The 22745-nt window shown below is 63.8% G+C and carries 21 protein-coding genes; 8 read left to right on the top strand and 13 right to left on the bottom strand.

Features of this window, described 5'->3' with window-relative positions:
* Nucleotides 1-10: 10 nt before the first annotated feature.
* From O0881_RS08990 to O0881_RS08975, 4 genes are all read right to left on the bottom strand, one after another.
* Entirely contained in the window at nucleotides 11-424 is a 414-nt protein-coding gene (locus O0881_RS08990; protein WP_289910966.1) for a hypothetical protein, read from the bottom strand.
* 63 nt (nucleotides 425-487) lie between these two features.
* Nucleotides 488-1507 carry a WYL domain-containing protein gene (locus tag O0881_RS08985; RefSeq protein ID WP_289910965.1) on the bottom strand — a complete coding sequence of 340 codons (1020 nt, stop codon included), beginning with the start codon at nucleotides 1505-1507 and terminating at the stop codon, nucleotides 488-490.
* Between the two features lie 81 nt (nucleotides 1508-1588).
* Nucleotides 1589-2608 carry a GGDEF domain-containing protein gene (locus O0881_RS08980; RefSeq protein WP_289910964.1) on the bottom strand — a complete coding sequence of 340 codons (1020 nt, stop codon included), beginning with the start codon at nucleotides 2606-2608 and terminating at the stop codon, nucleotides 1589-1591.
* Between the two features lie 109 nt (nucleotides 2609-2717).
* The gene (locus O0881_RS08975; protein ID WP_289910962.1) at nucleotides 2718-3416 is read right to left on the bottom strand and encodes a FadR/GntR family transcriptional regulator; all 699 of its coding nucleotides are present in this window, start codon (nucleotides 3414-3416) and stop codon (nucleotides 2718-2720) included.
* A gap of 152 nt (nucleotides 3417-3568) precedes the next feature.
* Here O0881_RS08975 and O0881_RS08970 point away from each other — a divergent pair, with 152 nt between their 5' ends.
* The 4 genes from O0881_RS08970 to O0881_RS08955 all read left to right on the top strand — a co-directional run bounded on the left by O0881_RS08970 (nucleotide 3569) and on the right by O0881_RS08955 (nucleotide 8323).
* The gene (locus O0881_RS08970) at nucleotides 3569-4360 is read left to right on the top strand and encodes a (Fe-S)-binding protein (protein ID WP_289910961.1); all 792 of its coding nucleotides are present in this window, start codon (nucleotides 3569-3571) and stop codon (nucleotides 4358-4360) included.
* Entirely contained in the window at nucleotides 4357-5073 is a 717-nt protein-coding gene (locus O0881_RS08965) for an LUD domain-containing protein (RefSeq protein ID WP_289910958.1), read from the top strand. The genes O0881_RS08970 and O0881_RS08965 overlap by 4 nt, the downstream gene beginning before the upstream one ends.
* Nucleotides 5070-6515, top strand: a complete 1446-nt coding sequence (locus tag O0881_RS08960; protein WP_289910956.1) for a LutB/LldF family L-lactate oxidation iron-sulfur protein — start codon at nucleotides 5070-5072, stop codon at nucleotides 6513-6515. Before O0881_RS08965 ends, O0881_RS08960 begins: the two co-directional genes overlap by 4 nt.
* Nucleotides 6516-6616: 101 nt before the next feature.
* Complete coding sequence (locus tag O0881_RS08955) at nucleotides 6617-8323, top strand: lactate permease LctP family transporter (protein WP_289910955.1); 1707 nt, start codon at nucleotides 6617-6619, stop codon at nucleotides 8321-8323.
* A 58-nt stretch (nucleotides 8324-8381) separates the two neighbouring features.
* Here O0881_RS08955 and O0881_RS08950 read toward each other — a convergent pair whose 3' ends face one another.
* Entirely contained in the window at nucleotides 8382-8909 is a 528-nt protein-coding gene (locus O0881_RS08950) for an NADPH-dependent FMN reductase (RefSeq protein ID WP_289910954.1), read from the bottom strand.
* Nucleotides 8910-9008: 99 nt separating this feature from the next.
* Entirely contained in the window at nucleotides 9009-9242 is a 234-nt protein-coding gene (locus O0881_RS08945; RefSeq protein WP_077407407.1) for a DUF3563 family protein, read from the bottom strand.
* A gap of 424 nt (nucleotides 9243-9666) precedes the next feature.
* Between O0881_RS08945 and fucP the strand changes: the two genes are divergently transcribed.
* Nucleotides 9667-10971 (top strand): L-fucose:H+ symporter permease, encoded by a 1305-nt coding sequence (gene fucP / locus O0881_RS08940; RefSeq protein ID WP_092607048.1) that lies wholly within the window; start codon nucleotides 9667-9669, stop codon nucleotides 10969-10971.
* Nucleotides 10972-11022: 51 nt separating this feature from the next.
* On the opposite strand, the gene O0881_RS08935 is transcribed toward fucP, so the two are convergent.
* Entirely contained in the window at nucleotides 11023-11916 is an 894-nt protein-coding gene (locus tag O0881_RS08935; protein WP_289910953.1) for a LysR substrate-binding domain-containing protein, read from the bottom strand.
* A gap of 159 nt (nucleotides 11917-12075) precedes the next feature.
* On the opposite strand from O0881_RS08935, the gene O0881_RS08930 reads away from it, so the two are divergent.
* Nucleotides 12076-13569, top strand: coding sequence for an acetyl-CoA hydrolase/transferase family protein (locus tag O0881_RS08930; RefSeq protein ID WP_289910952.1), 1494 nt, complete (start codon nucleotides 12076-12078; stop codon nucleotides 13567-13569).
* Between the two features lie 66 nt (nucleotides 13570-13635).
* On the opposite strand, the gene O0881_RS08925 is transcribed toward O0881_RS08930, so the two are convergent.
* Both O0881_RS08925 and O0881_RS08920 read right to left on the bottom strand, forming a co-directional pair.
* On the bottom strand, nucleotides 13636-14007 hold the full coding sequence (locus O0881_RS08925; protein ID WP_289910951.1) for a hypothetical protein: 372 nt from the start codon (nucleotides 14005-14007) through the stop codon (nucleotides 13636-13638).
* A gap of 96 nt (nucleotides 14008-14103) precedes the next feature.
* Complete coding sequence (locus tag O0881_RS08920) at nucleotides 14104-14766, bottom strand: TetR/AcrR family transcriptional regulator (RefSeq protein WP_099667061.1); 663 nt, start codon at nucleotides 14764-14766, stop codon at nucleotides 14104-14106.
* Between the two features lie 302 nt (nucleotides 14767-15068).
* Here O0881_RS08920 and O0881_RS08915 point away from each other — a divergent pair, with 302 nt between their 5' ends.
* Together O0881_RS08915 and O0881_RS08910 are read left to right on the top strand one after the other, a co-directional pair.
* Entirely contained in the window at nucleotides 15069-16190 is a 1122-nt protein-coding gene (locus O0881_RS08915; protein ID WP_251350487.1) for a M14-type cytosolic carboxypeptidase, read from the top strand.
* A gap of 12 nt (nucleotides 16191-16202) precedes the next feature.
* Complete coding sequence (locus O0881_RS08910) at nucleotides 16203-16667, top strand: CYTH domain-containing protein (RefSeq protein ID WP_289904142.1); 465 nt, start codon at nucleotides 16203-16205, stop codon at nucleotides 16665-16667.
* A 215-nt stretch (nucleotides 16668-16882) separates the two neighbouring features.
* Here the strand turns inward: O0881_RS08910 and O0881_RS08905 are convergent, their stop codons facing one another.
* The 4 genes from O0881_RS08905 to O0881_RS08890 form a co-directional block, all read right to left on the bottom strand.
* Nucleotides 16883-18136, bottom strand: a complete 1254-nt coding sequence (locus O0881_RS08905) for a DUF2863 family protein (protein ID WP_289898517.1) — start codon at nucleotides 18134-18136, stop codon at nucleotides 16883-16885.
* A 213-nt stretch (nucleotides 18137-18349) separates the two neighbouring features.
* Nucleotides 18350-21070 carry an aconitate hydratase AcnA gene (gene acnA / locus O0881_RS08900; RefSeq protein ID WP_099667065.1) on the bottom strand — a complete coding sequence of 907 codons (2721 nt, stop codon included), beginning with the start codon at nucleotides 21068-21070 and terminating at the stop codon, nucleotides 18350-18352.
* Between the two features lie 88 nt (nucleotides 21071-21158).
* Nucleotides 21159-21713, bottom strand: coding sequence for a hypothetical protein (locus O0881_RS08895; protein ID WP_099667066.1), 555 nt, complete (start codon nucleotides 21711-21713; stop codon nucleotides 21159-21161).
* Between the two features lie 13 nt (nucleotides 21714-21726).
* Nucleotides 21727-22725 carry an aldolase/citrate lyase family protein gene (locus tag O0881_RS08890; protein ID WP_289910950.1) on the bottom strand — a complete coding sequence of 333 codons (999 nt, stop codon included), beginning with the start codon at nucleotides 22723-22725 and terminating at the stop codon, nucleotides 21727-21729.
* Between the last annotated feature and the right edge of the window lie 20 nt (nucleotides 22726-22745).

Below are 22745 nucleotides of genomic sequence, written 5' to 3'. Positions count from 1 at the left end.
CATGCTCCTGTCACATTTCCGGCCTGCCCCGGCTGGCGGCCTGTTGCAAGCTGGCCAGCAAGCCTGGCAGGGCCGCATGCAAGGCTTGCAGGCTGTCAGTCTGCAGCTCGGCCTGCATTTCCACCCGGCCCGAGGGCTGGCCCCAGACGACCTGTGCGCTGAGCCGGGCGCCGGCGTCGAGTCCCGTGACGCTGACCAGCAGCGCGACTTCTTCCGGCGCATCCTCGGGCACGTCCGCGAGCAGGCAGGAAATGCCGAAATGATAATCCTGGAAGGCGCTCGCCGTGCCGCTGGAAAAGGCGAAGACGGAAGCGAGTACCTGCGGCGCGGCGGCCGCCAGTGACGGCAGGGCGGCGCGAAACAGGGGCAGCAAGTCGTTTTCCAGCTGCTGTACCAGCGGATGAGTGTGGCTAAGGACGGTCATGGGCGGACGAAAGGAGTGGCGGCGCGCGATGGTAGCAGTTTTCGCCGCCGCCGGGGGCCATCGTCAGGCAGCGTAGCGGCTGGCCATGCTGGCGATGGTGCTTCTCATCTGTTCGCGCAGCGCGGCGGGCGCCAGCACTTCCACGCCATCGCCCAGGCCCAGCAGCCACCATTGCAGTTCGCGCGTGCTGGGCACGGTGGCGGTCAGGTGCAGCGAACCGTCGGCGCGTTCCTGCAATTGCTGGTCCGCGCTCAGCGGCGTCTCGTACAGGTGCTCGCCGCTGCGGCGGGCAAACACGGCTTCAAGCTGCAACGGTTCGCCCTCGCGGATGCCCATGGCGCCGGAGGCGATATACGCATCGATGTCGAAGCCTGGCTGCGCGCGCGCGGCAAGGAAGAGCATTTCCGCCTGTTGCACGCGGTGCAGGACCAGGGTGCGCACGTCGTGGTAGTCGGCGAACAGGCAGACCAGGTAGAGCAACTGGCCCCGCTGCACGATGGCCAGCGGATGGACGGCGTCATAGCTGACGAGGTTGTCATTGTCGCGCTTCTTGTAGCTCAGCTTGAGCTGGCGGTTCTGCATCAGCGCTTCATACACGGTGCGCTGGCAAGCTTCGTCGATGTCGGGCGCCAGCAGCCGCTGCATGGGGGCGATGACGCGTATCTTGCTCAGCCAAGCGGACGCGTTGGCACGCTCGCTGGCCGCGTTCAGGGTCTGGCGTGCCGCGCTGAAATATGGCTGCATGCTGTCCAGGGTGGATGGCGGCAACGCATGGCGCATGTGCTGTTCCATCAGGGCCAGGGTCAGTGCGGCAGGCGTCGACAGGCCAGGCATGTCCATGCGCGCCGCATTTTCCATCCAGCACCAGCCAAACGGCTTGCTGTCGGCGGGATTGGTCAGCGGGAAAATCTCGGCCAGGTCCAGCAAGTCGCGCTGGATCGTGCGCACGCCGATGGCGAAATCGATGGCCTTGAGCTTGTCGTGCAATTGGGCGACGGTGATGGTGCGTGGCGCCTGCGGTATCAGGCGCAGCATTTGCCATTGGCGCATGATGGTGGAGGGGCGGGGCGCGGGTGCAGACATGATGATTCCGTTCTATTCAGTGGCAGGATGTGTACTGATAAGTACACAAGTTAACGAATGGTAACATTGATTCGATGGCAATTACAGGGTATCCAGCCTGGCTGCCCTGACGCAATTGCGCCCCGCGTGCTTGGCCTGGTACAGCAGGCGGTCGGCAGCAGCGACCAGGGCGGCGGCGCCGGGCGCCCGGCTGCCGGGCGCACACGCGAGGGAGGCGACGCCGAAGCTGGCCGTCGTCCCGATGTGCTGCGCCAGGCCGTCGCGCAGGCGTTCGGCCAGGCGCATGCCGCCAGCCAGGTCCGTTTCGGGCAGGATCAGCAGGAACTCCTCGCCGCCGTGGCGCACCACGCTGTCGATGCCGCGGCGCGTGGCGTTGCCGAGCAGGCCGGCAAAGGTGCGCAGCACGGCATCGCCTGCGGCGTGGCCGTGGGCGTCGTTGATGCGCTTGAAGTGGTCGAGATCGCACAGGATGGCCGTCAGGCACAGGCCATGGCGTTGTGAACGCGCCAGTTCGGCGCCCAGCAAGTGCTCGTCGAGGTAGCGGCGGTTGTAGCAGCCGGTCAGGTGGTCGCGCACGGCCTGTTCCGCGAGGACGGCGTGTTGCAGGGCGTGCGCGCGGTGCTGGCGCTGCTGGCCATGGCTGGCGCAGAGGCCGGTCAGGTTGAGCAGCAGCAAGGTGGCGGCATTGCCGGCCTGAACGTCATCCTGCAGGCCCAGCCAGGCCAGGCTCGCCGCGATGGCTAGGCCGGCGCCGCCCAGCAGGTGCCGCGTGATGCCGGCATAGGGTGCGGCGAGCAGGATGCAAAAGGCGGTCGCATGCCAATCGGCGTCGGTCTCGCGCAAGGCATAGCAGAGCAGGAACACGAGCAGGTCCAGCGCCAGCAGCGCGGTGCCGGAGGCGGCGCGGCCAGGCTGTGCGGCAGGTGCGCGCACGGTTCGCAGCAGCATGGCCAGGATGAGCAGGCAGCACGCCAGGGCCAGCGGCCAGCCGGCGGGCGGCAGCAGCGCGGCGGCAAAGGCGGCGCTGGCGCCGGCATGCAGCGCCAGCAAGGGAAGCGGCGCCGGCTTGCGGATATCGTCAATTGCGTGATGCAAATGCATGGAAACCTGTCGGATAGCGAATCGGGACCCCATTCTTGCCCGGCCCTGCGACAAGCCACGACGCGTTGCCCCACCATGCTGCATATCAGATTGGTCCTACCAGTGACCCTTATTCGTCGCTGGTGACGCGCGTGCGCACGAAATCGATGTGGCCTTGCATGGCCGTGCGCGCTTCTTCGGGCTGGCTGGCGCAGATGGCCTCGCACAGCGTGCGGTGCTGCGACAGCAGTTGCAGCGAAGTCGCCTCGTCCTGCTGGCGCAAGCCCGTGCCATTGATGGTGATGTGTTCGCGCAGCATGCCGATGATGCTGGTGTGCAAGTGCAGGAACATGGTGTTGTGCGACGCTTGCGCGATAACTTCATGCAGGCGCGCATCGGCCTGCGCCTCGCCGTGCTTGTCGTCGCTGGCGCGCGCCTGTTCCAGTTCGGCCAGCAGGGCCATGATTTGCGCGCGCTCGTCCACGCTGGCCCGCTGCGCCGCAAAGTAGGCCGTCGCCCCTTCCAGCACGCGGCGAAATTCCAGGATGTCGTCGCGCAGGGCGGGGTGGTCGGCCACGAGCTGGCTCCACGGCGAAGCCATGCCCGTGCGCAGCTGATCCGTCACGAACACGCCCGCGCCGCGCCGGCTGCGCACCAGGCCCCGCGCCGCCAGCCGCTGCACCGCTTCGCGCACGGTGTTGCGCGAGACGGCATATTGCTGCGCCAGCAGGCGTTCGGCCGGCAACTGCGCGCCCGCCGGCAAGCTGCCGTCCAGCAGGGCGGTTTCCAGCCGGCGCATCACCATCTCGACCCTGCCCCGTGTTTGCATGCCTGTCGCCATCGATGTCTTCCGGTGTTGTTTTAAAGTGGTCCGAGCAATTTGAAGTGGCTTGCGGAAGCTGGAATTATGCGTGAACCAGTCATTCTTAACAACACACAGCGGCGCCGCAGCAACACACAGAGCGCCGGGGAGACACACTCATGCAGCCAGATCCGCGCCAGCCACGCCGCTATCCACCCGCACCGCTCCAGGTGTACCTGTTCGCCACCTGCCTGGTTGACCTGTTCGTGCCGCAGGCGGGGCTCGACGCGGTGCGCCTGCTGGAGCGGGAAGGCTTGCTGGTGCACTATCCGCGCGGCCAGAGCTGCTGCGGCCAGCCCGCCTACAGCAGCGGCAACCCGGAACAGGCGCGCGCCGTGGCCCGCGCCCAGCTCGACCTGTTCGCGCAGCCCTGGCCCGTGATCGTGCCGTCCGGCTCCTGCGCCGGCATGATGCGCCACCACTGGCCGCAACTGTTCCAGGACGACCCCGTCGCCGGCCCCAAGGCGGCCGAACTTGCCGAACGCGTGTATGAACTGAGCGAATTTCTCGTCTGCGTGCTGCAACTCGATGTGGCCGGTCTGGCAGGCGCAGGGCAGGCGCAGGAAAGCGTGGTGCTGCACACCTCGTGCGGCGCGCGCCGCGAAATGGGCGCGCGGGTGCACGGCGTGGCACTGGTCGACGCCTTGCCCGGCGTGACGCGCATCGAACACCAGCGCGAATCGGAATGCTGCGGCTTCGGCGGCACGTTTTCACTGAAGCACCCGGATATTTCCGGCGCCATGGTCAGCGACAAGATCGCCTCGGCCTGCGCCACGGGCTGCGACCGGCTCGTCTCGGCCGATTGCGGCTGCCTGCTCAATATCGGCCATGCCGCGCAACACCAGGGCGCGCCGCTGCCCGTCGAACACCTGGCCAGCTTTTTGTGGCGCCGCACGGGAGGCGAAGCATGAGCGCCGCCCTGACTGCCCGCGAACGCATGCTGGGACGCCTGCGCGCCGCGGCGCCGTCCATGCCCGAGGAGGTGGACGTCATCGATACGGCCATCGACCAGCACTACCTGGCGCGTCACGCACAAGCGCCGCTGTCGCCACGGGGCCGGATCGCCGCCCTGCAGGCCGCCCTGCAGGCCGCGCATGCGGAAGTCGATTGCGTGCGCGGCGATGCCTGGCCCGCCCTGCTGGCGCAGCGCCTCGGTGCGCATGGCGTGCGCCGCCTGCTGATGGATGCCGATAGCAGGGAAGGGCTGGCCTTGCAGGCTGCCTTGCCGGACGGCGTCGAGGCGCTGTCTTTTGACCGTCCGCTGGTGCAGTGGAAGGGCGAATTGTTCGACACCGTCGACGCGGGTTTTACTGTCGCCCGTTCCGGCATCGCCGCCACGGGCACGCTGGTCATCGCGCCCGACGCGGCCACGCCGCGCACGGTGTCGCTGGCGCCGCCGCTGCACATTTGCCTCGTGTATGCGAGCACCCTGCATGCGGACTTGCATGCGACGGCGCGCGCCGAGCGCTGGGCGGACGGTATGCCATCGAACTTGGTGCTGGTGTCGGGTCCCTCGAAAACGTCCGATATCCAGCAAACCCTCGCCTATGGCGCGCATGGCCCGCGTTGGCTGTGGGTGCTGATCGTCGATGACTTGCCAGCCCGTGAAGGAGGCCAGCCATGAACGCCAAGCCACTGCAATTCGTCAAGCCGGCGGATTTCCATGCGCGCGCCCGCGCCGCGCTGGACGACCCGAAGCTGCGCCAGAGCTTTCGCGGCGCCATGGATTTTTTGCAGGACAAGCGCACGGCGCAGTTCCCCGACGGCGACGAGCTGGAACGCCTGCGCGACCTTGGCGAAGCCGTGCGCCGGCACGCGCTGGCGCGCCTGCCCGACTTGCTGGTGCAGCTGGAAGACAAGCTGACGGCGGCCGGCGTGCAGGTGCACTGGGCCGAGGATGGCGAGCAGGCCAACGCCATCATCCACGCCATCGCGCAAAAGGCCAAGGCGGCGCGCTTCATCAAGGGCAAGTCGATGGCCAGCGAGGAAATCGAGCTCAATCACTACCTGGAAGCGCGCGGCATGACCTGCCTGGAGTCGGACATGGGCGAGTACATCGTGCAGCTGGCCGGCGAAAAACCGTCGCACATCGTCATGCCTGCGATTCACAAGACCAAGGCCGATATCGCCGGCCTGTTCGCCGAGCACATTCCCGACGCGCCCTACACGGAAGACGTCGACAGCCTGATCCAGACGGGGCGGCGCGCGCTGCGCCAGGCCTTCGTCGAAGCTGACATCGGCTTGTCGGGCGTGAACTTCGCGGCGGCCGACACGGGCACCCTGTGGCTGGTGGAAAACGAGGGCAATGGCCGGCTGACGACATCCGTGCCGGACGTGCACATCGCCATCATGGGCATGGAAAAGGTGGTGGCCAAGCTCGAACATATCGTGCCGCTGGCCAGCCTCTTGACGCGTTCGGCCACGGGGCAGGCCATCACCACGTATTTCAACCTGATTTCCGGCCCGCGCCGCGCCGGTGAACAGGATGGGCCGCGCGAAGTGCACCTGGTCTTGCTCGACAACGGCCGCAGCCAGGCCTACGCCGACGAGCAGCTGCGCGCCACCCTGCAATGCATACGCTGCGGCGCCTGCATGAATCATTGCCCCGTCTACACGCGCATCGGCGGCCACGCCTACGGCACCACGTATCCGGGGCCGATCGGCAAGATCATCTCGCCCCACTTGCTGGGACTGGCTGCGACGGCCGACCTGGCCACCGCGTCGAGCCTGTGCGGCGCCTGCGGCGAAGTGTGCCCCGTGCGCATCCCGATCCCGCAATTGCTGGTGCGCCTGCGCACGGAGGCGAATCGCAATCCGAACGAGGAAGTCAGCCATCCGTTGCGCGGCCAGGGCGCCAAGTTCAGCCGCGGCGAAAGCCTGGTCTGGCGTTTCTGGAGTGGCGCCTTCGCGCGCCCAATCAGCTATCGCCTGTTCCGCTGGGCCGCCACGCGGCTGCGCGCACTGACGCCGGGCAAGCAACTGGGCTGGACGCAGCACCGCAAGCCGTTGACGCCGGCGCCGCGCAGCCTGGCCGACCTGCTCAATGCGCGCGGTCAGGAAGAGTAGCCCGGCCCGGCAGCACCGAAGCACCGCAAAAAACACGCTACACACAATTACATCAAAAGCCGTTTTTTCAATCAACCCGCATCCACCGGAGGAGACCCGACATGCAAACCTGGACCCAACTTTATACACCGCTCGGCAGCCTGTGGCTGTCGTCCCTGGCGGCAGCCGTTCCCATCATTTTCTTCTTCATCGCCCTGGCCGCGCTGCGCATCAAGGGCCACGTGGCGGCCGCCGTCACCCTGGCGCTGGCGCTGGTCGTGGCGATTTTTGCGTACGGCATGCCCGTGCCGCAGGCGCTGGCGGCGGCCGGCTATGGTTTTGCGTATGGTTTGTGGCCCATCGCCTGGATCATCGTCACGGCCGTCTTCCTGTACAAGATCGTCGTGAAGACGGGGCAGATCGAGATCATCCGCGCCTCGGTGCTGTCGGTCACGGACGACCAGCGCCTGCAGGTGCTGTTGATCGGCTTTGCCTTCGGCGCCTTCCTGGAAGGGGCGGCCGGTTTCGGCGCGCCTGTGGCGATTACCTCGGCGCTGCTGGTGGGCCTTGGCTTCAACCCGCTGTATGCGGCGGGCCTGTGCCTGATCGCCAATACGGCGCCCGTGGCCTTTGGCGCCATGGGCATCCCCATCATCGTGGCGGGCCAGGTGACGGGCATCGACCCGTTCCTGATCGGCGCCATGGCGGGCCGCCAGTTGCCGCTGCTGTCGCTGGCCGTGCCTTTCTGGCTGGTCTTCATGATGGATGGCGTGCGCGGCGTGCGCGAAGTGTGGCCGGCCGCCCTGGTGACGGGCGCCAGCTTTGCCGTCACCCAGTATTTCACGTCGAACCATATCGGGCCGGAGCTGCCGGACATCACCTCGGCCCTCGTCAGCCTGGTGTCGTTGACCCTGTTCCTGAAAGTGTGGCAGCCGAAGAATGCCAAGGTGGTCAACGCCGTCGGCGGCGGCGCCGCCGCGCTGTCCGGTTTTGGCGGCGGGGCAGGCAATGCGGACTTGCGCGGCAGCGGCAGCCGCGCTGCCTCGCCCTACACGCTGGCGCAGACGGCGCGCGCCTGGGCGCCGTTCGGCCTGCTGACAGCCATCGTCACCGTCTGGAGCCTGCCCGGCTTCAAGTCCCTGTTCGCCGCCGGCGGCGCGTTATCCAGCCTGGTCGTCAAGATCCACGTGCCTTACCTCGATAAACTGGTGATCAAGACGATGCCCATCGTGGCGGAGCCGAAAGCGTATGACGCCGTCTTCAAGCTTGACCTGCTGTCGGCCGTGGGCACGGCGATCTTGCTGACGGCCGTGCTGTCGATGTGGATGCTGCGCATGAAGCCGCGCGATGGCATCAAGGCCTTCGTGGAAACGCTCGTGGAATTGCGCCGTCCCGTGCTGTCGATCGGCCTGGTGCTGGCGTTTGCCTTCGTGGCCAACTATTCTGGCATGTCGTCCACTCTGGCCCTGCTGCTGGCCGGCAGCGGCGCCGCCTTCCCGTTCTTCTCGCCGTTCCTGGGCTGGCTGGGCGTGTTCCTGACGGGGTCCGATACGTCGTCGAACGCCTTGTTCTGCTCCCTGCAAAACACGACGGCGCACCAGATCGGCGTGTCCGACACCTTGCTGGTGGCGGCCAATACGACGGGCGGCGTGACGGGCAAGATGATCTCGCCCCAGTCGATCGCCGTCGCCTGCGCCGCGACTGGCCTGGTGGGCAAGGAATCGGACCTGTTCCGCTTTACCTTGAAGCACAGTCTGCTGTTTGCCGTCATCATCGGCATCATCACCATGCTGCAGGCGTACGTGTTCACGGGCATGATTCCGCATTGAGCGATCCGTAGAAGTACGTAGTAAAACTAGATGAATTGATAGTAAAACGTGCAGATGGTCATGAAAATGACCTGATGCACTGCAGCATATCGAGCAGGGCCCGGCGCAATGCCGGGTCCGCGGCGATGCCTTCCGCATCGAGACCCGACCCCAGCAGGGGCAGGCTGATGCAGGCTTCGTCGATCAGGCGCGCCGACATGGTGCTTACCGTTTCGCGCAACGCCGCCTGCGCATGCATGGCGCGCGGCGAGGCGTTCAGCAGCACCAGCGGCTTGTCGATGAACGACTCATTTCCCACCATCCAGTCCAGCGCGTTCTTCATGGGGCCGCTCACACCGTGCGCGTATTCGGGGCTGGCGAGCAGCAGCACGTCGGCCGCCAGGATGGCGTTGCGCAAGCCCGTCACGGCCGGCAGGCTGTCGGCGTCGAGGTCGGGATTGAACAACGGCAGGTCGCCGAGTCCCTGATAGATGCGAATGTCGAATGGCGCTGGGGCAAGCTGGGCGATGGCGCGCAGCAGGGAGGTGTTCAGCGAGGCGGCGCGCAGGCTGCCGGCGATGGCGAGAATGGTGATGGGCGTTTGCATCCCGCCTGTATAGCCCATCCTGTGCTCAAGCGCAAGGCGAGCAGGATGGCGCTATCGTTGTTGCAACAGCCGATGATGGGCTGCGTGCTGCAGTGCTAATTAACGGCTCAGGCCGCTCATCCAGGTGGGCTGCGGGTTGGCACGGGCCAGTTCGCGCATGCGGTATTCCAGATCGTAGCGGTCGGTCGATTCGGCCAGGTAGGCTTCTTCGTAAGCGCGTTCGCGGCGGTCGCTGCTTTGGTTCAGCCAGGCACCGACGCGCTTGGCGGCGTGGACCAGGGTGGCGACGATATTGCTGTTTTGCGTGGTGTGGTAGGTAAATGCGGTAGACATGGCAGACTCCTTGAGTGGCGTGCCGCGTTGTGCTGCACTGCAATATAAGTATAGCGATTCCAAGTTATAAGGCTACTTTTGATTTCAAATGTCAGCTATTCATTTTTCAAATAATGGTCGCGAAAGCTGCGCAATACGGGGCTTTAAGGCATAATGCCGGCGCAGGATCGTAGTTTTACTACAAGGCGTTTTTGTCCTGGATGTTGTTTTCAGACGCAGCCCGCAGGCATGCCGCGCCCACAAGACATCGTTCTGACGAGAAACGGTCGGCCGCACGCGCGAGATGCCATGCCTGCCCCATATCGCTGATGGCAGTCATGGCCCACGCTGATATCTGCGTGGCGCTTGCGCGTCCTGGTGCTGCCCGGGTGGAAACACTTCCATGCCTGGCGCGATCAACTTGGAATTGAAAAATGGAGAAGGTATGGAATATGTAAAGCAAGGCCAGGGCGTACCGTCCGCACGGGCCGGCACGCAAAACAATACAGGCGCCCTGATCATTGTCACGGTGCTGTTTTTCATGTGGGGATTGCTGACCTCGCTCAATGATGTGCTGATTCCCCATCTGCGCTCGATCTATACCTTGACGTATGTCCAGGCGATGCTGGTGCAGTTCTGCTTCTTCGGCGCCTACGCCATCGTTTCGCTGCCGGCCGGCATGCTGATCAAGAAAATCGGCTACCAGCGCGGCGTCGTCGCCGGGCTGCTGATCGCGGCCGCCGGCTGCGCCATGTTCTACCCGGCGTCCACCGGCAGCTATGCGCTGTTCCTGCTGTCCTTCTTCATCCTGGCGGCGGGCATCACCGTGCTGCAGGTGGCGGCCAATCCGTACGTGACGGAACTGGGCGACCCGCAGACGGCGTCGAGCCGCCTGACCCTGACGCAGGCGTTCAACGCGCTGGGCACCACCGTGGCGCCGGCCTTGGGCGGCATGCTGATTTTGTCGGGCACCGTGCTGACGGTGCAGCAGTTCGACCTGCTGCCGGCAGCCGAACAACTGGCTTACCGCGCCAAGGAAGCCGCTTCCGTGCAAGGCCCGTACCTGGTGCTGGCCGCCACCCTGGTGATCCTGGCCGTGCTGTTCGCGCTGGCAAAATTGCCGAAGATTTCGCATGCCGACGATGCGGCCGCCGTGGCGCAGGATGGCCACAAGGTGTCGATCTGGTCGCACCGCCACCTGGTGCTGGGCGCGCTGGCCATCTTCCTGTATGTGGGTGGTGAAGTGAGCATCGGCAGCTTCCTGATCAACTTCCTGGGCGAGAGCCATATCGCTGGCCTCAGCCACGCCGACGCCGCGTATTTCGTCAGCTATTACTGGGGTGGCGCCATGCTGGGCCGCTTCGTCGGCTTTGCCGTGATGCGCTATGTCAGCCCGGGCAAGACCCTGGCCTTCAACGCCGCCGTCGTCATCGCGCTGATCCTCGTCGCCGTGTTCTCCAGCGGTCACACGGCCATGTGGGCATTGATCGCCGTGGGCCTGTTCAACTCCATCATGTTCCCGACCATCTTCAGCATGGCGCTGAACAAGCTGGGCGCGCAGACGGGTCAAGGTTCGGGCATCCTGTGCATGGCCATCGTCGGCGGCGCCATCGTGCCGTTCATCCAGGGCTTCCTGGCCGACCACATCAACCTGCAGTTGTCCTTCCTCGTGCCGGCCCTGTGCTACACCTTCATTCTGTACTTCGGCTGGAAGTACGCCAGCATGTACAAGGACGACGCCGCCAAATAAGCAAGGTGGCGCGATCGATCAAAAGGGTGGCCTCGGCCACCCTTTTTTACGTCAGTGCGCGAACGGCGTGCCCAGCACGTCCTGGCACACTTCGAGCCAGGCGCGCGCCGCGTGCGACAGGTAGCGCCCGCTCCAGATGTGCGCCACCTGCCACGCCACCTCCGGCTCGACGATGCGCACCGCCTCCAGCCGTTCGCCGGCCAGGCGGTGGATGAACGGCTCGGGCAGCAGGGCCACGCCCAGGCCGGCCGAGGCCATCGCCACCAGCCAGTCCCATTGCCCGCTCTGGGCCGCAATCGTCGGCGTGAATCCCGCTTGCGCGAAATGCTGGCGCAGGCTGCGCGTGAGCGCGAAATCATCTTTTAATAACACCAGCGGCAAGTCGGCCAGCGCCTTGAAGGGCAGTGTCGTGCGCTGCTTCTGGAATGTGCCCGGCTCGGCCAGGGCCCAGATCGGGTAGTTGGCCACTTCCACAGCCACGAGGTCGAGCTCCGGGTCGGCCGGCAGTACCGTCATGCCGATTTCCAGCTCGCCCCCCGCCACCTGGCGCTCGATCTGCTGGCCCGTGTCTTCCTGCAGGGTCAGGCTGATGTTCGGGTGGCGCGCGCGGAAGGCTTTCAGTACGGGCGTAAACAGCACATTGATCATGGGCGGGATGCCGACCGTCAGGCTGCCGCGCTGCAAGGCCTGCGTGTCGCGCACCTCCAAGGTCAGCTGGCGCATATTGGCCAGCATTTCCTGGCCGTGCTGGTAGACGATGCGGCCCGTGTCCGTCAGGGTCAGCTTGCGCCCGTCGCGCACGAGCAATTGTGCGCCCACCTCGTCTTCCAGCTGGCGCACCATCTTGCTGATGGTGGACTGGGTCAGGTGCAGCGATTCGGCCGCCTGCGTAAAGCTCGACAGGCGCACGGTTTCGACGAAATAGCGCAGGGAACGGATATCCAAGAGGGGCTCGGCGTTGGCAGGGCATGAAAATATCGACTGGATGTGACGAAATTAATTCATGCCATGCATGTAAGCGGGATTTTATACTGAATCCACTTATGGGGTTGATGTATGACAGCCATCCAGTTTGAGAATATTAAGAATATCAGGAGCATCACGATGTACGAGGACCGTATCCGCCACCCAGGCTTGCTCAGCAAAATCATGAGCGCCGATGAGGCAGCCAAATTGTTCCACAACGGCATGCGTGTCGGCATGAGCGGCTTTACCCGTGCCGGCGACGCCAAGGCCCTGCCGCGCGCGCTGGCCGAGCGCGCCCTGCAAGACCCGTTGAGCCTGACCCTGATCACGGGCGCTTCGCTGGGCAATGGCAGCGACGGCCTGATGGCCGAAGCGGGCGTGCTGGCGCGCCGCATGCCGTTCCAGGTCGACCCTGTGCTGCGCGGCAAGATCAACAACGGTGAAGTCATGTTCATCGACCAGCATCTGTCGGAAACGGCCGAGCAGTTGCGCTCGGGCAACCTGGCGGCCGTCGATATCGCCGTCATCGAGGCCACCGCCATCACGGCGGCCGGCGCCATCATCCCGACCATGTCGGTGGGTAACTCCGCCGCGTTCGCCCAGCAGGCCACCCAAGTCATCATTGAAATCAACCTGTCCACGCCGCTGGCGCTGGAAGGCTTGCACGACATTTACATTCCGCAAACCCTGCCGGGGCGTGAACCGATTCCCCTCACGCGCGTGGACCAGCGCCTGGGCAGCACGGCCATCGCCATCGACCCGGCCCGCATCGCCGCCATCGTCATCACGGACAGTCCCGACAGCCCGTCGAACGCCTTGCCGCCCGACGCGGAAACGCAAGCGATCGCCGGCCACGTGATCGCCTTCCTGCAAGGCGAAGTGGCGGCCGGGCGCATGGGCCCGGAATTGTTGCCCCTGCAGGCGGGCATCGGCACCATCGCCAACGCCGTGCTGCATGGCCTGATCGGCTCGCCTTTCCGCAACATGACGATGTATTCGGAAGTGCTGCAGGACAGCGCCATCGAGTTGCTCGACTCGGGCCAGCTGGCGTTTGCCTCGGCTTCGTCGATCACCCTGTCGGCCGCCGTGCATCAAAAGCTGATGGACAATATCGACCATTACCGGTCAAAAATCGTGTTGCGCCCGCAAGAGATCAGCAACCACCCGGAAATCGTGCGCCGCCTGGGCATCATCGCCCTGAACACGGCGCTCGAGTTCGATATCTACGGCAACGTCAATTCCACGCATGTGTGCGGCACGCACATGATGAACGGCATCGGCGGTTCGGGCGACTTTGCGCGCAATGGGCAAGTGTCGATGTTCGTGTCGAAATCGGCGGCCAAGGGCGGGCGCATTTCCAGCGTCGTGCCGATGGTCTCGCATGTGGACCATACGGAGCATGACGTCGACGTGCTGGTGACGGAGTGGGGCTACGCGGACTTGCGCGGCCTGGCGCCGCGCGAACGGGCGCCGCTGATCATCGAGCGCTGCACGCACCCAGACTACCGCGCGCAACTGCGTGCGTATTATGACGCGGCATGCCGGCGCGGCGGCCACACGCCGCACATGCTGGAGCAGGCGCTGTCGTGGCACACGCGCTACCAGGAAACGCAGAGCATGCTGGCAGCATAGCAGCTTCGCTAACCTCAAGACAGGCAGGGCAGGGCGGTGCATACCGCGCCTGCCTTTTTCTATTGTTCAGTACATATGCAGCGCCTTGGCGCCCAGGCCCAGCAGGGCAAACGTGGTGGTGGCCTGTATGCCCATGAACCACAGGAAGTGGGTGTGCATGTGCTTGCGGATGTCGCCCAGTTCCGTGCGCAAGGCGTGGCAGTCGCCGCGCAAGTCGCCGCGAAACTGCGTCAGGTCGGCGCGCAGCAACTGCGATTCGTCGCGCAACTCCGTGCGTACATTGTCGAGGCCGTCGCCAAGACGCTGCTCGAGCGTCTTGAACCATTGCCGGTCGTGTTCCCGGTCCGTTTCCAGTTTTGTCAGCCGCGTTTCCATGCGGTCAGCATTGTGCGCGCTTTGCTGTTTGTCAAGCCGGTCCGTGGCATAGGCTTCGTTCATCTCGCCCTCCTTCGCGCGAGCCGCGCTGCACCAGCGCAGGCGGCTTCACTCCACTGTCCGCCTTTTCTGTCGGGACGGTTTGCGCTGGATCAAACGTCAGGAAGCCGGTGCAAAGCGCAGACGGATGCCTGCCGTGACGACGGCCAGCAAGTCGTCGATATGCGCGTTCATTTCCGGGTGCGGCGTCCACGGGTCGCCCGCATCCATGACGATGCGCAGCGACACGAGGCCGTGCAGCGATTGCCAGAAGACTTGCGTCATCGTGTGCAGCGCCGGCTCGTCCTGGCGCACCTGGCCCGCTTGCGCCAGTTCGGTAAACAGGTGCAGCGCGTAGGCGTACGGATCCTGCTCGATATTGCCGTGTTCGACCTCGACGGCGTCGATTTCCGCGTGCGGCCGCAATTCCATGAAGATCAGCGAATACTCGTCCGGATGCTCGAAGCCGTACTCGATATAGGCGCGGCCGACCAGGGCGATGCGCTGCCACGGATCATCGCTGGTGGCGCACGCCGTGCGCATGGCGCGCACCAGTTCCAGCAAATCCTTGTCCATGGCCTGCGCGATCAGGGTGGCCTTGTCGCGGAACAGGGCGTACACGACGGTGGTGGAAAAACCGGCCGCCTCGGCTACCTTGCGGATGGAGACGGCGCGCGCGCCGCCCTTCTTGATGAGATCTTTGACGACGTCGATGATGTGCTCGCGCCGCGCCTGAGCCTCGCGTAACTTTCTTTCCTGGATGTTAGTTAACTTCTTGTCCACGACTCTTTCCTGGCGACTCTATGAAAGCAAGAATTATAGGGGGGCGACCGGGCGCCAATGTGTCAGCCGCTGTTACAAAGCAGTTTTTTGTCCGGTAGATGCAACAGCTGACCGATTTTTCGCGCTTTTGCCCGGCACTTTTCCATCGATGCCCCGGATTGGTGCATAAAACGCCGGGCCAGGCTTTGCGAACGGTGCCAAAGGGCGGAAAATAGCGGGATAGCTTACACTGCGTTTTTTAGCGCAACGGCGCCAGCCCACGAGGCAACGCCGGAACACTTACATTCGGACGGGATCATTACATGACCATTAAAATCAGCCAGAACTTCGACTCGGGCGCCATCGACGTGGTGAGCGCCACCAGTGCCGGCGCCATCGACCTGAACTTGCGCAAGGATAGCCACGCCGACATCCACCAGTGGTTCCACTTCCGCCTGCAGGGCGCGCGCGGCCAGGCGTGCACGATGCGCTTCCTGAACGCGGGCCAGGCCACCTATCCGGCCGGCTATGAAGACTACCAGGCAGTGGCCAGCTACGACAGCGAAAACTGGTTCCGCGTGCCGACCTCGTTCGACGGCCAGGTCATGACGATTTCGCACACGCCGGAACTCGACAGCGTGTACTACGCGTATTTCGAGCCGTATTCGTGGGAACGCCATCTGCGCCTGCTGGGCGAAGTGGCCGAGCATCCGCTGGCGCGCGTGTCCGACCTGGGCAGCACGGTCGACGGCCGCGACATGAACATGGTTACCATCGGCAATCCGCAGGCGGAAAAGAAAATCTGGGTCATCGCGCGCCAGCATCCGGGCGAATCGATGGCCGAATGGTTCGTCGAAGGCTTGATCGACTCGCTGCTGGACGACGCCAACCCGATCGCGCGCAAACTCTTGCAGCGCGCCGTGTTCCACATCGTGCCGAACATGAACCCGGACGGCTCCATCCGCGGCAACCTGCGCACGAATGCGGCAGGCGCCAACCTGAACCGTGAATGGATGACGCCATCGCTGGAGTCCAGCCCGGAAGTACTGTGCGTGAAAAACAAGATCCACGAAACGGGCGTCGACATGTTCTTCGACATCCACGGCGATGAAGCGCTGCCGTACAACTTTGTGGCTGGCAATGAAATGCTGGAAAACTTCACGCCGGCGCAAGCGGCGCACCAGAAAGCCTTCATCGAGCGCTACAAGCAGGCCAGCCCCGACTTCCAGGACAAGTTCGGCTATGCGGCCAGCAAGTACAAGTCGGACATGCTGACCCTGGCATCGAAATACGTCGGTCACCACTTCGGCTGCCTGGCGCTGACCCTGGAAATGCCGTTCAAGGAAAACGCCGACTTGCCGGATCCGGCCGTCGGCTGGAACGGCGCGCGCAGCGCGGCCCTGGGCGCGGCCATGCTGCAGCCTATCCTGCTGTCGCTGGATTGAACGGCGTTGTTCATGGGTATCGAAATCGAGCGTAAATTTCTGCTTGCCGGCGACGCCTGGCGGGGCCTGGGCCAGTCGGTCCTGCTGCGCCAGGGGTATTTGTCGTCCGCGCGCGAGCGCGTGGTACGCGTGCGCATCGAAGGCGAGCAGGCGATGCTGACCATCAAGGGGGCGAACGTGGGCGCGACGCGCGGCGAGTGGGAGTATCCGATCCCGCTGGCCGACGCGGCCGAACTGCTCGACGGCCTGTGCGAACAGCCGCTGATCGAAAAGGTCCGTCACCGCATCGAACACGCGGGCATGGTGTGGGAAGTCGACGAGTTCCTGGGCGCCAATGCGGGCCTGGTGGTGGCGGAGATCGAACTGGCTTCGGAAGACCAGCCGTTCGAGAAACCCGACTGGGTCGGCGCGGAAGTGTCGGGCGATGCGCGCTACTACAACGCCAACCTGATCCGTCATCCGTTTTCACAGTGGTGACGAGGCGTCAAAAAGCTTCTTGAAATGAAAAAGGCGGAACTGGGGTTCCGCCTTTTTTTGTCTTTGAACGACTTGTCATCAACGTATCTACACCTCTTCAAACCGTAGCGAGCAAGCCCGATATCGGGTTGAGTAACGCAGCGGTACTAGAGTACCGCGAGTAACGCCGACCCGAGAGCGGGCTGCGCAGTAGGTTTGAAGAGCGTGTCATCAGATCAATGGAAATGCTCGGTACCTTGCGGCGTATCTTCCGGCATTTCCGCATGCGCCAGCTCGCCCACCGGATCGGCGAACAGGGGCGCGCCGCAATCGTCGCAGTATTCACCGACAAAACGTTCCGCGTGGCGTTTGATCTGCGTCACGCCGGCGGCGTTCAGATGTTCGATAATTTCATCGACGGGCGTCTTTTGCTTGTCCAGCGCGGCGATGCCGACCTGGATCAGGCCTTCGATCGGCGTGCCATCCTCGTCTTCCTGGCCGTACAAAGGCCAGACGATGCCGTAGATGACGTCCGGCGCCTGGCGCAGGGTGAAGGCGATGCGGTACTCGTCCACCTGGCCATCGGCCGCTTCCTCGCCGAAACCGGCGATGACGGCGCGCAGTTCCGACGGCTCGATGGCCAGCGTGTGCGTCAGGTAGTGCACGGCGGCGCGCACGGAGACGGGGCGTATCAGCTTGTCCGCTTCGCGGCAGGCCACGTAGTACGCTTCCGGCAGCAGCAGTTCCAGGCCGCAGCCCGGCAGCAGGCGGGCAATCGTCGGTGTCGCCTGCGTGCGCCATTGTTCCAGGGCGGCGCTGCGCTCCTTGATGAAGTCGGGCTGGCTGGCTGGCGTTTGCCAGCGGAACAGGGGGGCGCCGCTTGGGGCCACCACTGCCACCAGCAGGTAGCGCGTATCGGCCAGGAAGGGCGCCGTTTCCGCCTCTTTGCCTGATGGCTTGACGGCCGTGCCTTTCAGGGCGGCCAGTGCCAGCTTTTGCGTCTTGGCATAGGTTTCGACGTGGCTGCGCGGCAACTGGTCGATCGAATACAGGGTCGGCGCCATGGCCATCTTCGTGCCGTCGGCCAGCAGGTGGGCGGCGAAATGCGCCGACAGCACACCGTGCGCGTCGCCGGCCATGGGGCCGGAGGCGATGGAAAAGCGCGTCCACGCGAGGATGGGCACGGCCACCAGCAGGGCGTCGTAGCGCACGTCTTCATGCGTGACAACGGTCGATTCGCTGACGGCTTCAACGCAGTCCATCAGCACGTCGTAGGCGTTCAAGTCTTCCTTGAACAGGCTGCCGAGGGTGTTGTCGATGGTGTCCTGGTGGCCGGTTTTGAGTAATTTCTGGAGCTGCGTATCCAGGCTGTGTTCCCAGGACCGCTCTTCGAGACGGCTGGCTGCCTGTACGATCGCCTGGGCAAAGGTGACCAGGCGCTGGCTGTCGGCAGTCAGTTTATGGGATGAATCTTTGGAAGGACGACGCATAGCGGGATAAGAGTCTCGGAAAGTGAAAAAAATGGATCAGTCAAACAATGATAAACCCTTATAACCGTATTGTAGAGGATTCAGCCGCACGCAATACGTAAGCTGTCCTTAGATCATGCCAATAGTCTGAATTTCAAGGAAAAACGGGGTGCCGGGACGAAAAAAAGCGCCGGTCGGAACCGGCGCTTTTATCTTACCTCACAGCTGGGCTGATTACTCGGCCAGCAGTTGACGCAACACGAATGGCAGGATACCGCCATGCTTGTAGTAGTCGACTTCGATCGGCGTATCGATACGCAGCAGGACTTTGACTTCCTGGCTGGAGCCGTCGGCGCGGTGGATCACCAGGGTAGCCAGTTGCTGTGGCTTGATTTCGCCTTCGAGGCCTTTCAGGTCGAAGGTTTCCTTGCCGGTGATGCCCAGCGTTTGCACGCTGTCGTCGCCGATGAATTGCAGCGGCAGCACGCCCATGCCCACCAGGTTCGAGCGGTGAATACGCTCGAACGAACGGGTGATCACGGCTTTCACGCCCAGCAGTTGGGTGCCCTTGGCTGCCCAGTCGCGCGACGAGCCCGTGCCGTACTCTTCGCCGCCGAAGACCATGGTTGGCGTGCCTTCAGCAACATATTTCATCGCTGCGTCGTAGATCGACATTTCTTCGCCGGAAGGCTGGTGGATCGTGATGCCGCCTTCGACCGCCGAACCGTCCGCTTTCGCAGGGATCATGCGGTTCTTGATGCGCACGTTGGCGAACGTGCCGCGCATCATGATTTCATGGTTGCCGCGACGCGAGCCGTAGGAGTTGAAGTCCGCTTTCAGGACGCCGTTTTCCTTCAGCCACTTGCCTGCAGGACCGTTTTCCTGGATCGAGCCGGCTGGCGAGATGTGGTCGGTGGTGATGGAATCGCCGAACACGCCCAGTGCGCGCGCGCCTTCGATGCCGGTGGCCACTGCCGCTGGCGTCATCGAGAAGTTGTCGAAGAACGGCGGTTCCGCGATGTAGGTCGATTTCGGCCAGTTGTAGACTTGACCGGACACGGTGGTGACTTTCTCCCACAGCTTGCCTGGCGCGCCCTTGACGTCCGCGTAGTTGTCCTTGAACACCTTGGCGTTCATGGCGAACTTCATCATGGCCGAGACTTCAGCCGAGGTCGGCCAGATGTCGCCCAGGTAGATGTCCTTGCCGCCCTTGCCCTTGCCGACTGGTTCCGTCATCAGGTCGCGCGTCATGTTGCCGGCGATGGCGTAAGCGACGACCAGCGGTGGCGAAGCGAGGAAGTTCGAGCGGATGTTCGGGTGAATACGCGCTTCGAAGTTACGGTTGCCCGACAGCACGGCCGACGCGACGATGTCGTGCGTGGCGATCGCTGCGTTCAGCTCAGGCGTCAGGTCGCCCGCATTGCCGATACAGGTGGTGCAGCCGTAGGCGGTCACGCCGAAGCCCAGTTTTTCCAGGTATGGCAGCAGGCCGGCGGCCGTCAGGTACTCGGTCACGACGCGCGAGCCAGGGGCCAGCGAGGTCTTGATGTGCGGAGCGACTTTCAGGCCGGCTTCCACGGCTTTCTTGGCCAGCAGGCCGGCAGCCAGCATCACGCTCGGGTTAGAGGTATTGGTGCACGAGGTGATCGCGGCGATCAGCACGTCGCCGTTCGACACTTTCACGCCGTTCGTCGTTTCGTACACGGCAGCCAGGTCGGCCGGGTTCTTGTTGAAGCCGTTTTCCGTCGTTGGCTTGGCGAACAGCTCGGCGAAGTTCGCCTTGACGTTGCCGATTTCGATACGGTCTTGCGGGCGTTTCGGGCCGGCCAGCGACGGAGCGACCGACGCCAGGTTCAGTTCCACCACGCGGGTGTAGTCGATGTCGCCCGCTTTTGGCACGCCGAACAGGTTTTGCGCCTTGAAGTAGCCTTCGAACGCGGCGATTTCAGCCTTGCTGCGGCCGGTGCCCTTGAAGTAATCGATGGTGGCTTCGTCGACAGGGAAGAAGCCCATGGTCGCGCCGTATTCCGGGGCCATGTTGGCGATCGTGGCGCGGTCGGTCAAGGTCAGCGATTCCGTGCCTTCGCCGAAGAATTCGACGAACTTGCCGACGACTTTCTCTTTGCGCAGCAATTCGGTGATGGTCAGCACCAGGTCGGTGGCGGTACAGCCTTCGCGCAGCGCGCCCGACAGGTTCACGCCGATGACGTCTGGCGTCAGGAAGTAGACCGGTTGGCCCAGCATGCCGGCTTCCGCCTCGATGCCGCCCACGCCCCAGCCGACCACGCCGATGCCGTTGATCATGGTGGTGTGCGAGTCGGTGCCGACCAGGGTGTCAGGGTAGTACACGTCGCCGGCTTTCTTGCCTGCGTGGTGCACGCCGCGCGCCAGGTATTCCAGGTTGACCTGGTGGACGATGCCGAAGCCTGGTGGCACGACGCCGAAGGTGTCGAAGGCTTGCATGCCCCATTTCATGAACTGGTAACGCTCGTTGTTGCGCGAGAATTCCAGTTTCATGTTCAGGTCCAGCGCTTTCTTTTCGCGGTAGTGATCGATGGTCACCGAGTGGTCGACCACCAGGTCGACCGGCACCAGCGGTTCGATTTTCTTCGCGTTGATGCCCATCTTGGCGGCCACGTTGCGCATCGCTGCCAGGTCGGCCAGCAGCGGCACGCCGGTGAAGTCTTGCAGCACGACGCGCGCCACTACGAACGGGATCTCGTCGGTGCGCTCGGCGGTCGGGCCCCAGCTCGCCAATTGCTTGACGTGTTCTTCGGTGACTTTTTTGCCGTCGCAGTTGCGCAATACCGATTCGAGCACGATACGAATCGACACTGGCAGGCGGGAGACATTGATGCCCAGGCTTTTTTCCAGCGCAGGCAGGGAGTACAGCTTGCCCTTCTTGCTATCCGAAATATTAAAGTCCTTGAGCGTGTTCAGAGTGTTGCGGGACATGACCTCTCCTTGTTGGGTATCGTCTATTTATTGATTATTCAAATTACAAAACATGACTGAGCCCCCGAAGAGGCCCTTGCTGCTCACATCAGCCGCCGGTCGCCGGCAGCACGCCCAGCGATGGTGCGGCTTCCACCACTGCCGCCGGCTTGGCTTGCTCCGCATCCTTGCATTCATTGGCCAGCTGGCGGCCCTGCTTGGAATCGAGCAGCATGCCTTTGGCCGGGATGCCGATCCAGACGAGACCATATAAACGGTTCTCGAAGCGGTTGGCGCCGGTGGTGGTGCCCACGCGGCTCAGGCGGTGCAGGCGCTTCTTCCAGCGCAGGGCGATGTGTTTGTCGTCAGTCGCATTGGTGTAGATGGTAATTTTATTACCAAGTTCACAATTGAAATCGGTGGAAGCGGAACCGGCGGTGTCCGGCTCATCGGACTCTTCCTTGTCGACCACCGACATGGCGAGCGGATGCGCTTCCTTGGCGGCAGCTTTGGCCTTGGTGGCCTTGGCTTTCGGCTTGGCCTTGACGGCCTTGGCTTTTGCCGGCTCCTTGGTATCCGTGGCGGCGAAGCTGGCCGGCGCCAGCGTGAGGGTCATGGCGCCCAGCGCGACGCTGCAGGCAATGGCTAATTTGGAGAGGGACATCGTGTAATTCCTGTCAGTTTTCAGTGGTGCTGGAAGAGGGGGCGTTGAGTAATGCAGCGGCCGCCTCGGGCAGGCCGAGGCCTGCCAGTTTGGCGCGTTGCAAAACGGTCCAATAATATCGGTAGCTGGCGCGGTCGTGCAAGCGGCCATTTTGCGCAATCGGTCCCCAGTTGGCGCGCAGCGCTTCATTGAGGATATTGCTGGCTTCGTTGACTTCGGACAGGCGCGGCGTGAAGGCCTTGATGATGGGCTTGATCTGGTCCGGGTGGATGCTCCACATGCGCGTGTAGCCGAACTCGGCTGTCGCGCGCTGGGCATCGTTGGCCACCACGGCCGAATCGCGCACGTCCGTCGTCACGTTATGCGACGGCACCTTGCCGTGCGCGTGGCAGGCGGCGGCCACTTCGAGCTTGGCGCGCACCACCAGCGGATGCGTGAACTGGCCCGGCGTGCGCATGGCGGCGGCGGGAATGGCGCCGTAGTGGGCCGAAACGAAATCCATGATGCCGAAGGACAGGCATTCGACCTGGGGCAGGGCGGCGATGGCATAGGCGTCGCGCAGCGCGCCATGCGTCTCGATCAGGATATGCACGGGCAGGTTGTCGCGGCCGGCGCGGCGCGCGTGCAGGTTGATCAGGTCGATGGCCAGCATGGCATCCTGCACGCCGCCCACCTTGGGTACGGCGATATAGGCCAGGCGGCTGGCGGCGCCGCAGATGATTTCCACGTCGCGCGCGAAAAACGGGCTGTCGACGTCGTGCACGCGCACGCCGATGCGGTTGAACTGGTTCTCGTCGCTGGCCAGCAGGCCGGCGATCATGTGGGCGTGGGATTCTTCATTGCCGGCGCTGGCGCCGTCTTCGCAGTCGAACGTGATGTCGAACAGGGGGCCAAGCTCTTGTTGCAAAGCAATCGATTTACGCATCAGCTTTTCAGAGCCGGCGTAGTGGTCGCAAGCGGCGAGCAACAGCGGCTGGCGTTTGCCTTGGAATAAAACCTCGGAAGGGTGCATGCTTAAGGCATTTCTGCAGG

The organism is Janthinobacterium sp. SUN100 (genome assembly GCF_030397705.1).
Taxonomy (GTDB): Bacteria; Pseudomonadota; Gammaproteobacteria; order Burkholderiales; family Burkholderiaceae_D; genus Janthinobacterium; species Janthinobacterium kumbetense.
This window is presented reverse-complemented; position numbering and strand designations above follow the sequence as displayed.

What these genes read in the sequence shown, in the direction of transcription:
- O0881_RS08990 (WP_289910966.1), bottom strand. Translation starts at nt 424, where the DNA reads ATGACCGTCCTTAGCCACACTCATCCGCTGGTACAGCAGCTGGAAAAC.
- O0881_RS08985 (WP_289910965.1), bottom strand. Translation starts at nt 1,507, where the DNA reads ATGTCTGCACCCGCGCCCCGCCCCTCCACCATCATGCGCCAATGGCAA.
- O0881_RS08980 (WP_289910964.1), bottom strand. Translation starts at nt 2,608, where the DNA reads ATGCATTTGCATCACGCAATTGACGATATCCGCAAGCCGGCGCCGCTT.
- O0881_RS08975 (WP_289910962.1), bottom strand. Translation starts at nt 3,416, where the DNA reads ATGCAAACACGGGGCAGGGTCGAGATGGTGATGCGCCGGCTGGAAACC.
- O0881_RS08970 (WP_289910961.1), top strand. Translation starts at nt 3,569, where the DNA reads ATGCAGCCAGATCCGCGCCAGCCACGCCGCTATCCACCCGCACCGCTC.
- O0881_RS08965 (WP_289910958.1), top strand. Translation starts at nt 4,357, where the DNA reads ATGAGCGCCGCCCTGACTGCCCGCGAACGCATGCTGGGACGCCTGCGC.
- O0881_RS08960 (WP_289910956.1), top strand. Translation starts at nt 5,070, where the DNA reads ATGAACGCCAAGCCACTGCAATTCGTCAAGCCGGCGGATTTCCATGCG.
- O0881_RS08955 (WP_289910955.1), top strand. Translation starts at nt 6,617, where the DNA reads ATGCAAACCTGGACCCAACTTTATACACCGCTCGGCAGCCTGTGGCTG.
- O0881_RS08950 (WP_289910954.1), bottom strand. Translation starts at nt 8,909, where the DNA reads ATGCAAACGCCCATCACCATTCTCGCCATCGCCGGCAGCCTGCGCGCC.
- O0881_RS08945 (WP_077407407.1), bottom strand. Translation starts at nt 9,242, where the DNA reads ATGTCTACCGCATTTACCTACCACACCACGCAAAACAGCAATATCGTC.
- fucP (WP_092607048.1), top strand. Translation starts at nt 9,667, where the DNA reads ATGGAATATGTAAAGCAAGGCCAGGGCGTACCGTCCGCACGGGCCGGC.
- O0881_RS08930 (WP_289910952.1), top strand. Translation starts at nt 12,076, where the DNA reads ATGTACGAGGACCGTATCCGCCACCCAGGCTTGCTCAGCAAAATCATG.
- O0881_RS08925 (WP_289910951.1), bottom strand. Translation starts at nt 14,007, where the DNA reads ATGAACGAAGCCTATGCCACGGACCGGCTTGACAAACAGCAAAGCGCG.
- O0881_RS08915 (WP_251350487.1), top strand. Translation starts at nt 15,069, where the DNA reads ATGACCATTAAAATCAGCCAGAACTTCGACTCGGGCGCCATCGACGTG.
- O0881_RS08910 (WP_289904142.1), top strand. Translation starts at nt 16,203, where the DNA reads ATGGGTATCGAAATCGAGCGTAAATTTCTGCTTGCCGGCGACGCCTGG.
- O0881_RS08905 (WP_289898517.1), bottom strand. Translation starts at nt 18,136, where the DNA reads ATGCGTCGTCCTTCCAAAGATTCATCCCATAAACTGACTGCCGACAGC.
- acnA (WP_099667065.1), bottom strand. Translation starts at nt 21,070, where the DNA reads ATGTCCCGCAACACTCTGAACACGCTCAAGGACTTTAATATTTCGGAT.
- O0881_RS08895 (WP_099667066.1), bottom strand. Translation starts at nt 21,713, where the DNA reads ATGTCCCTCTCCAAATTAGCCATTGCCTGCAGCGTCGCGCTGGGCGCC.
- O0881_RS08890 (WP_289910950.1), bottom strand. Translation starts at nt 22,725, where the DNA reads ATGCACCCTTCCGAGGTTTTATTCCAAGGCAAACGCCAGCCGCTGTTG.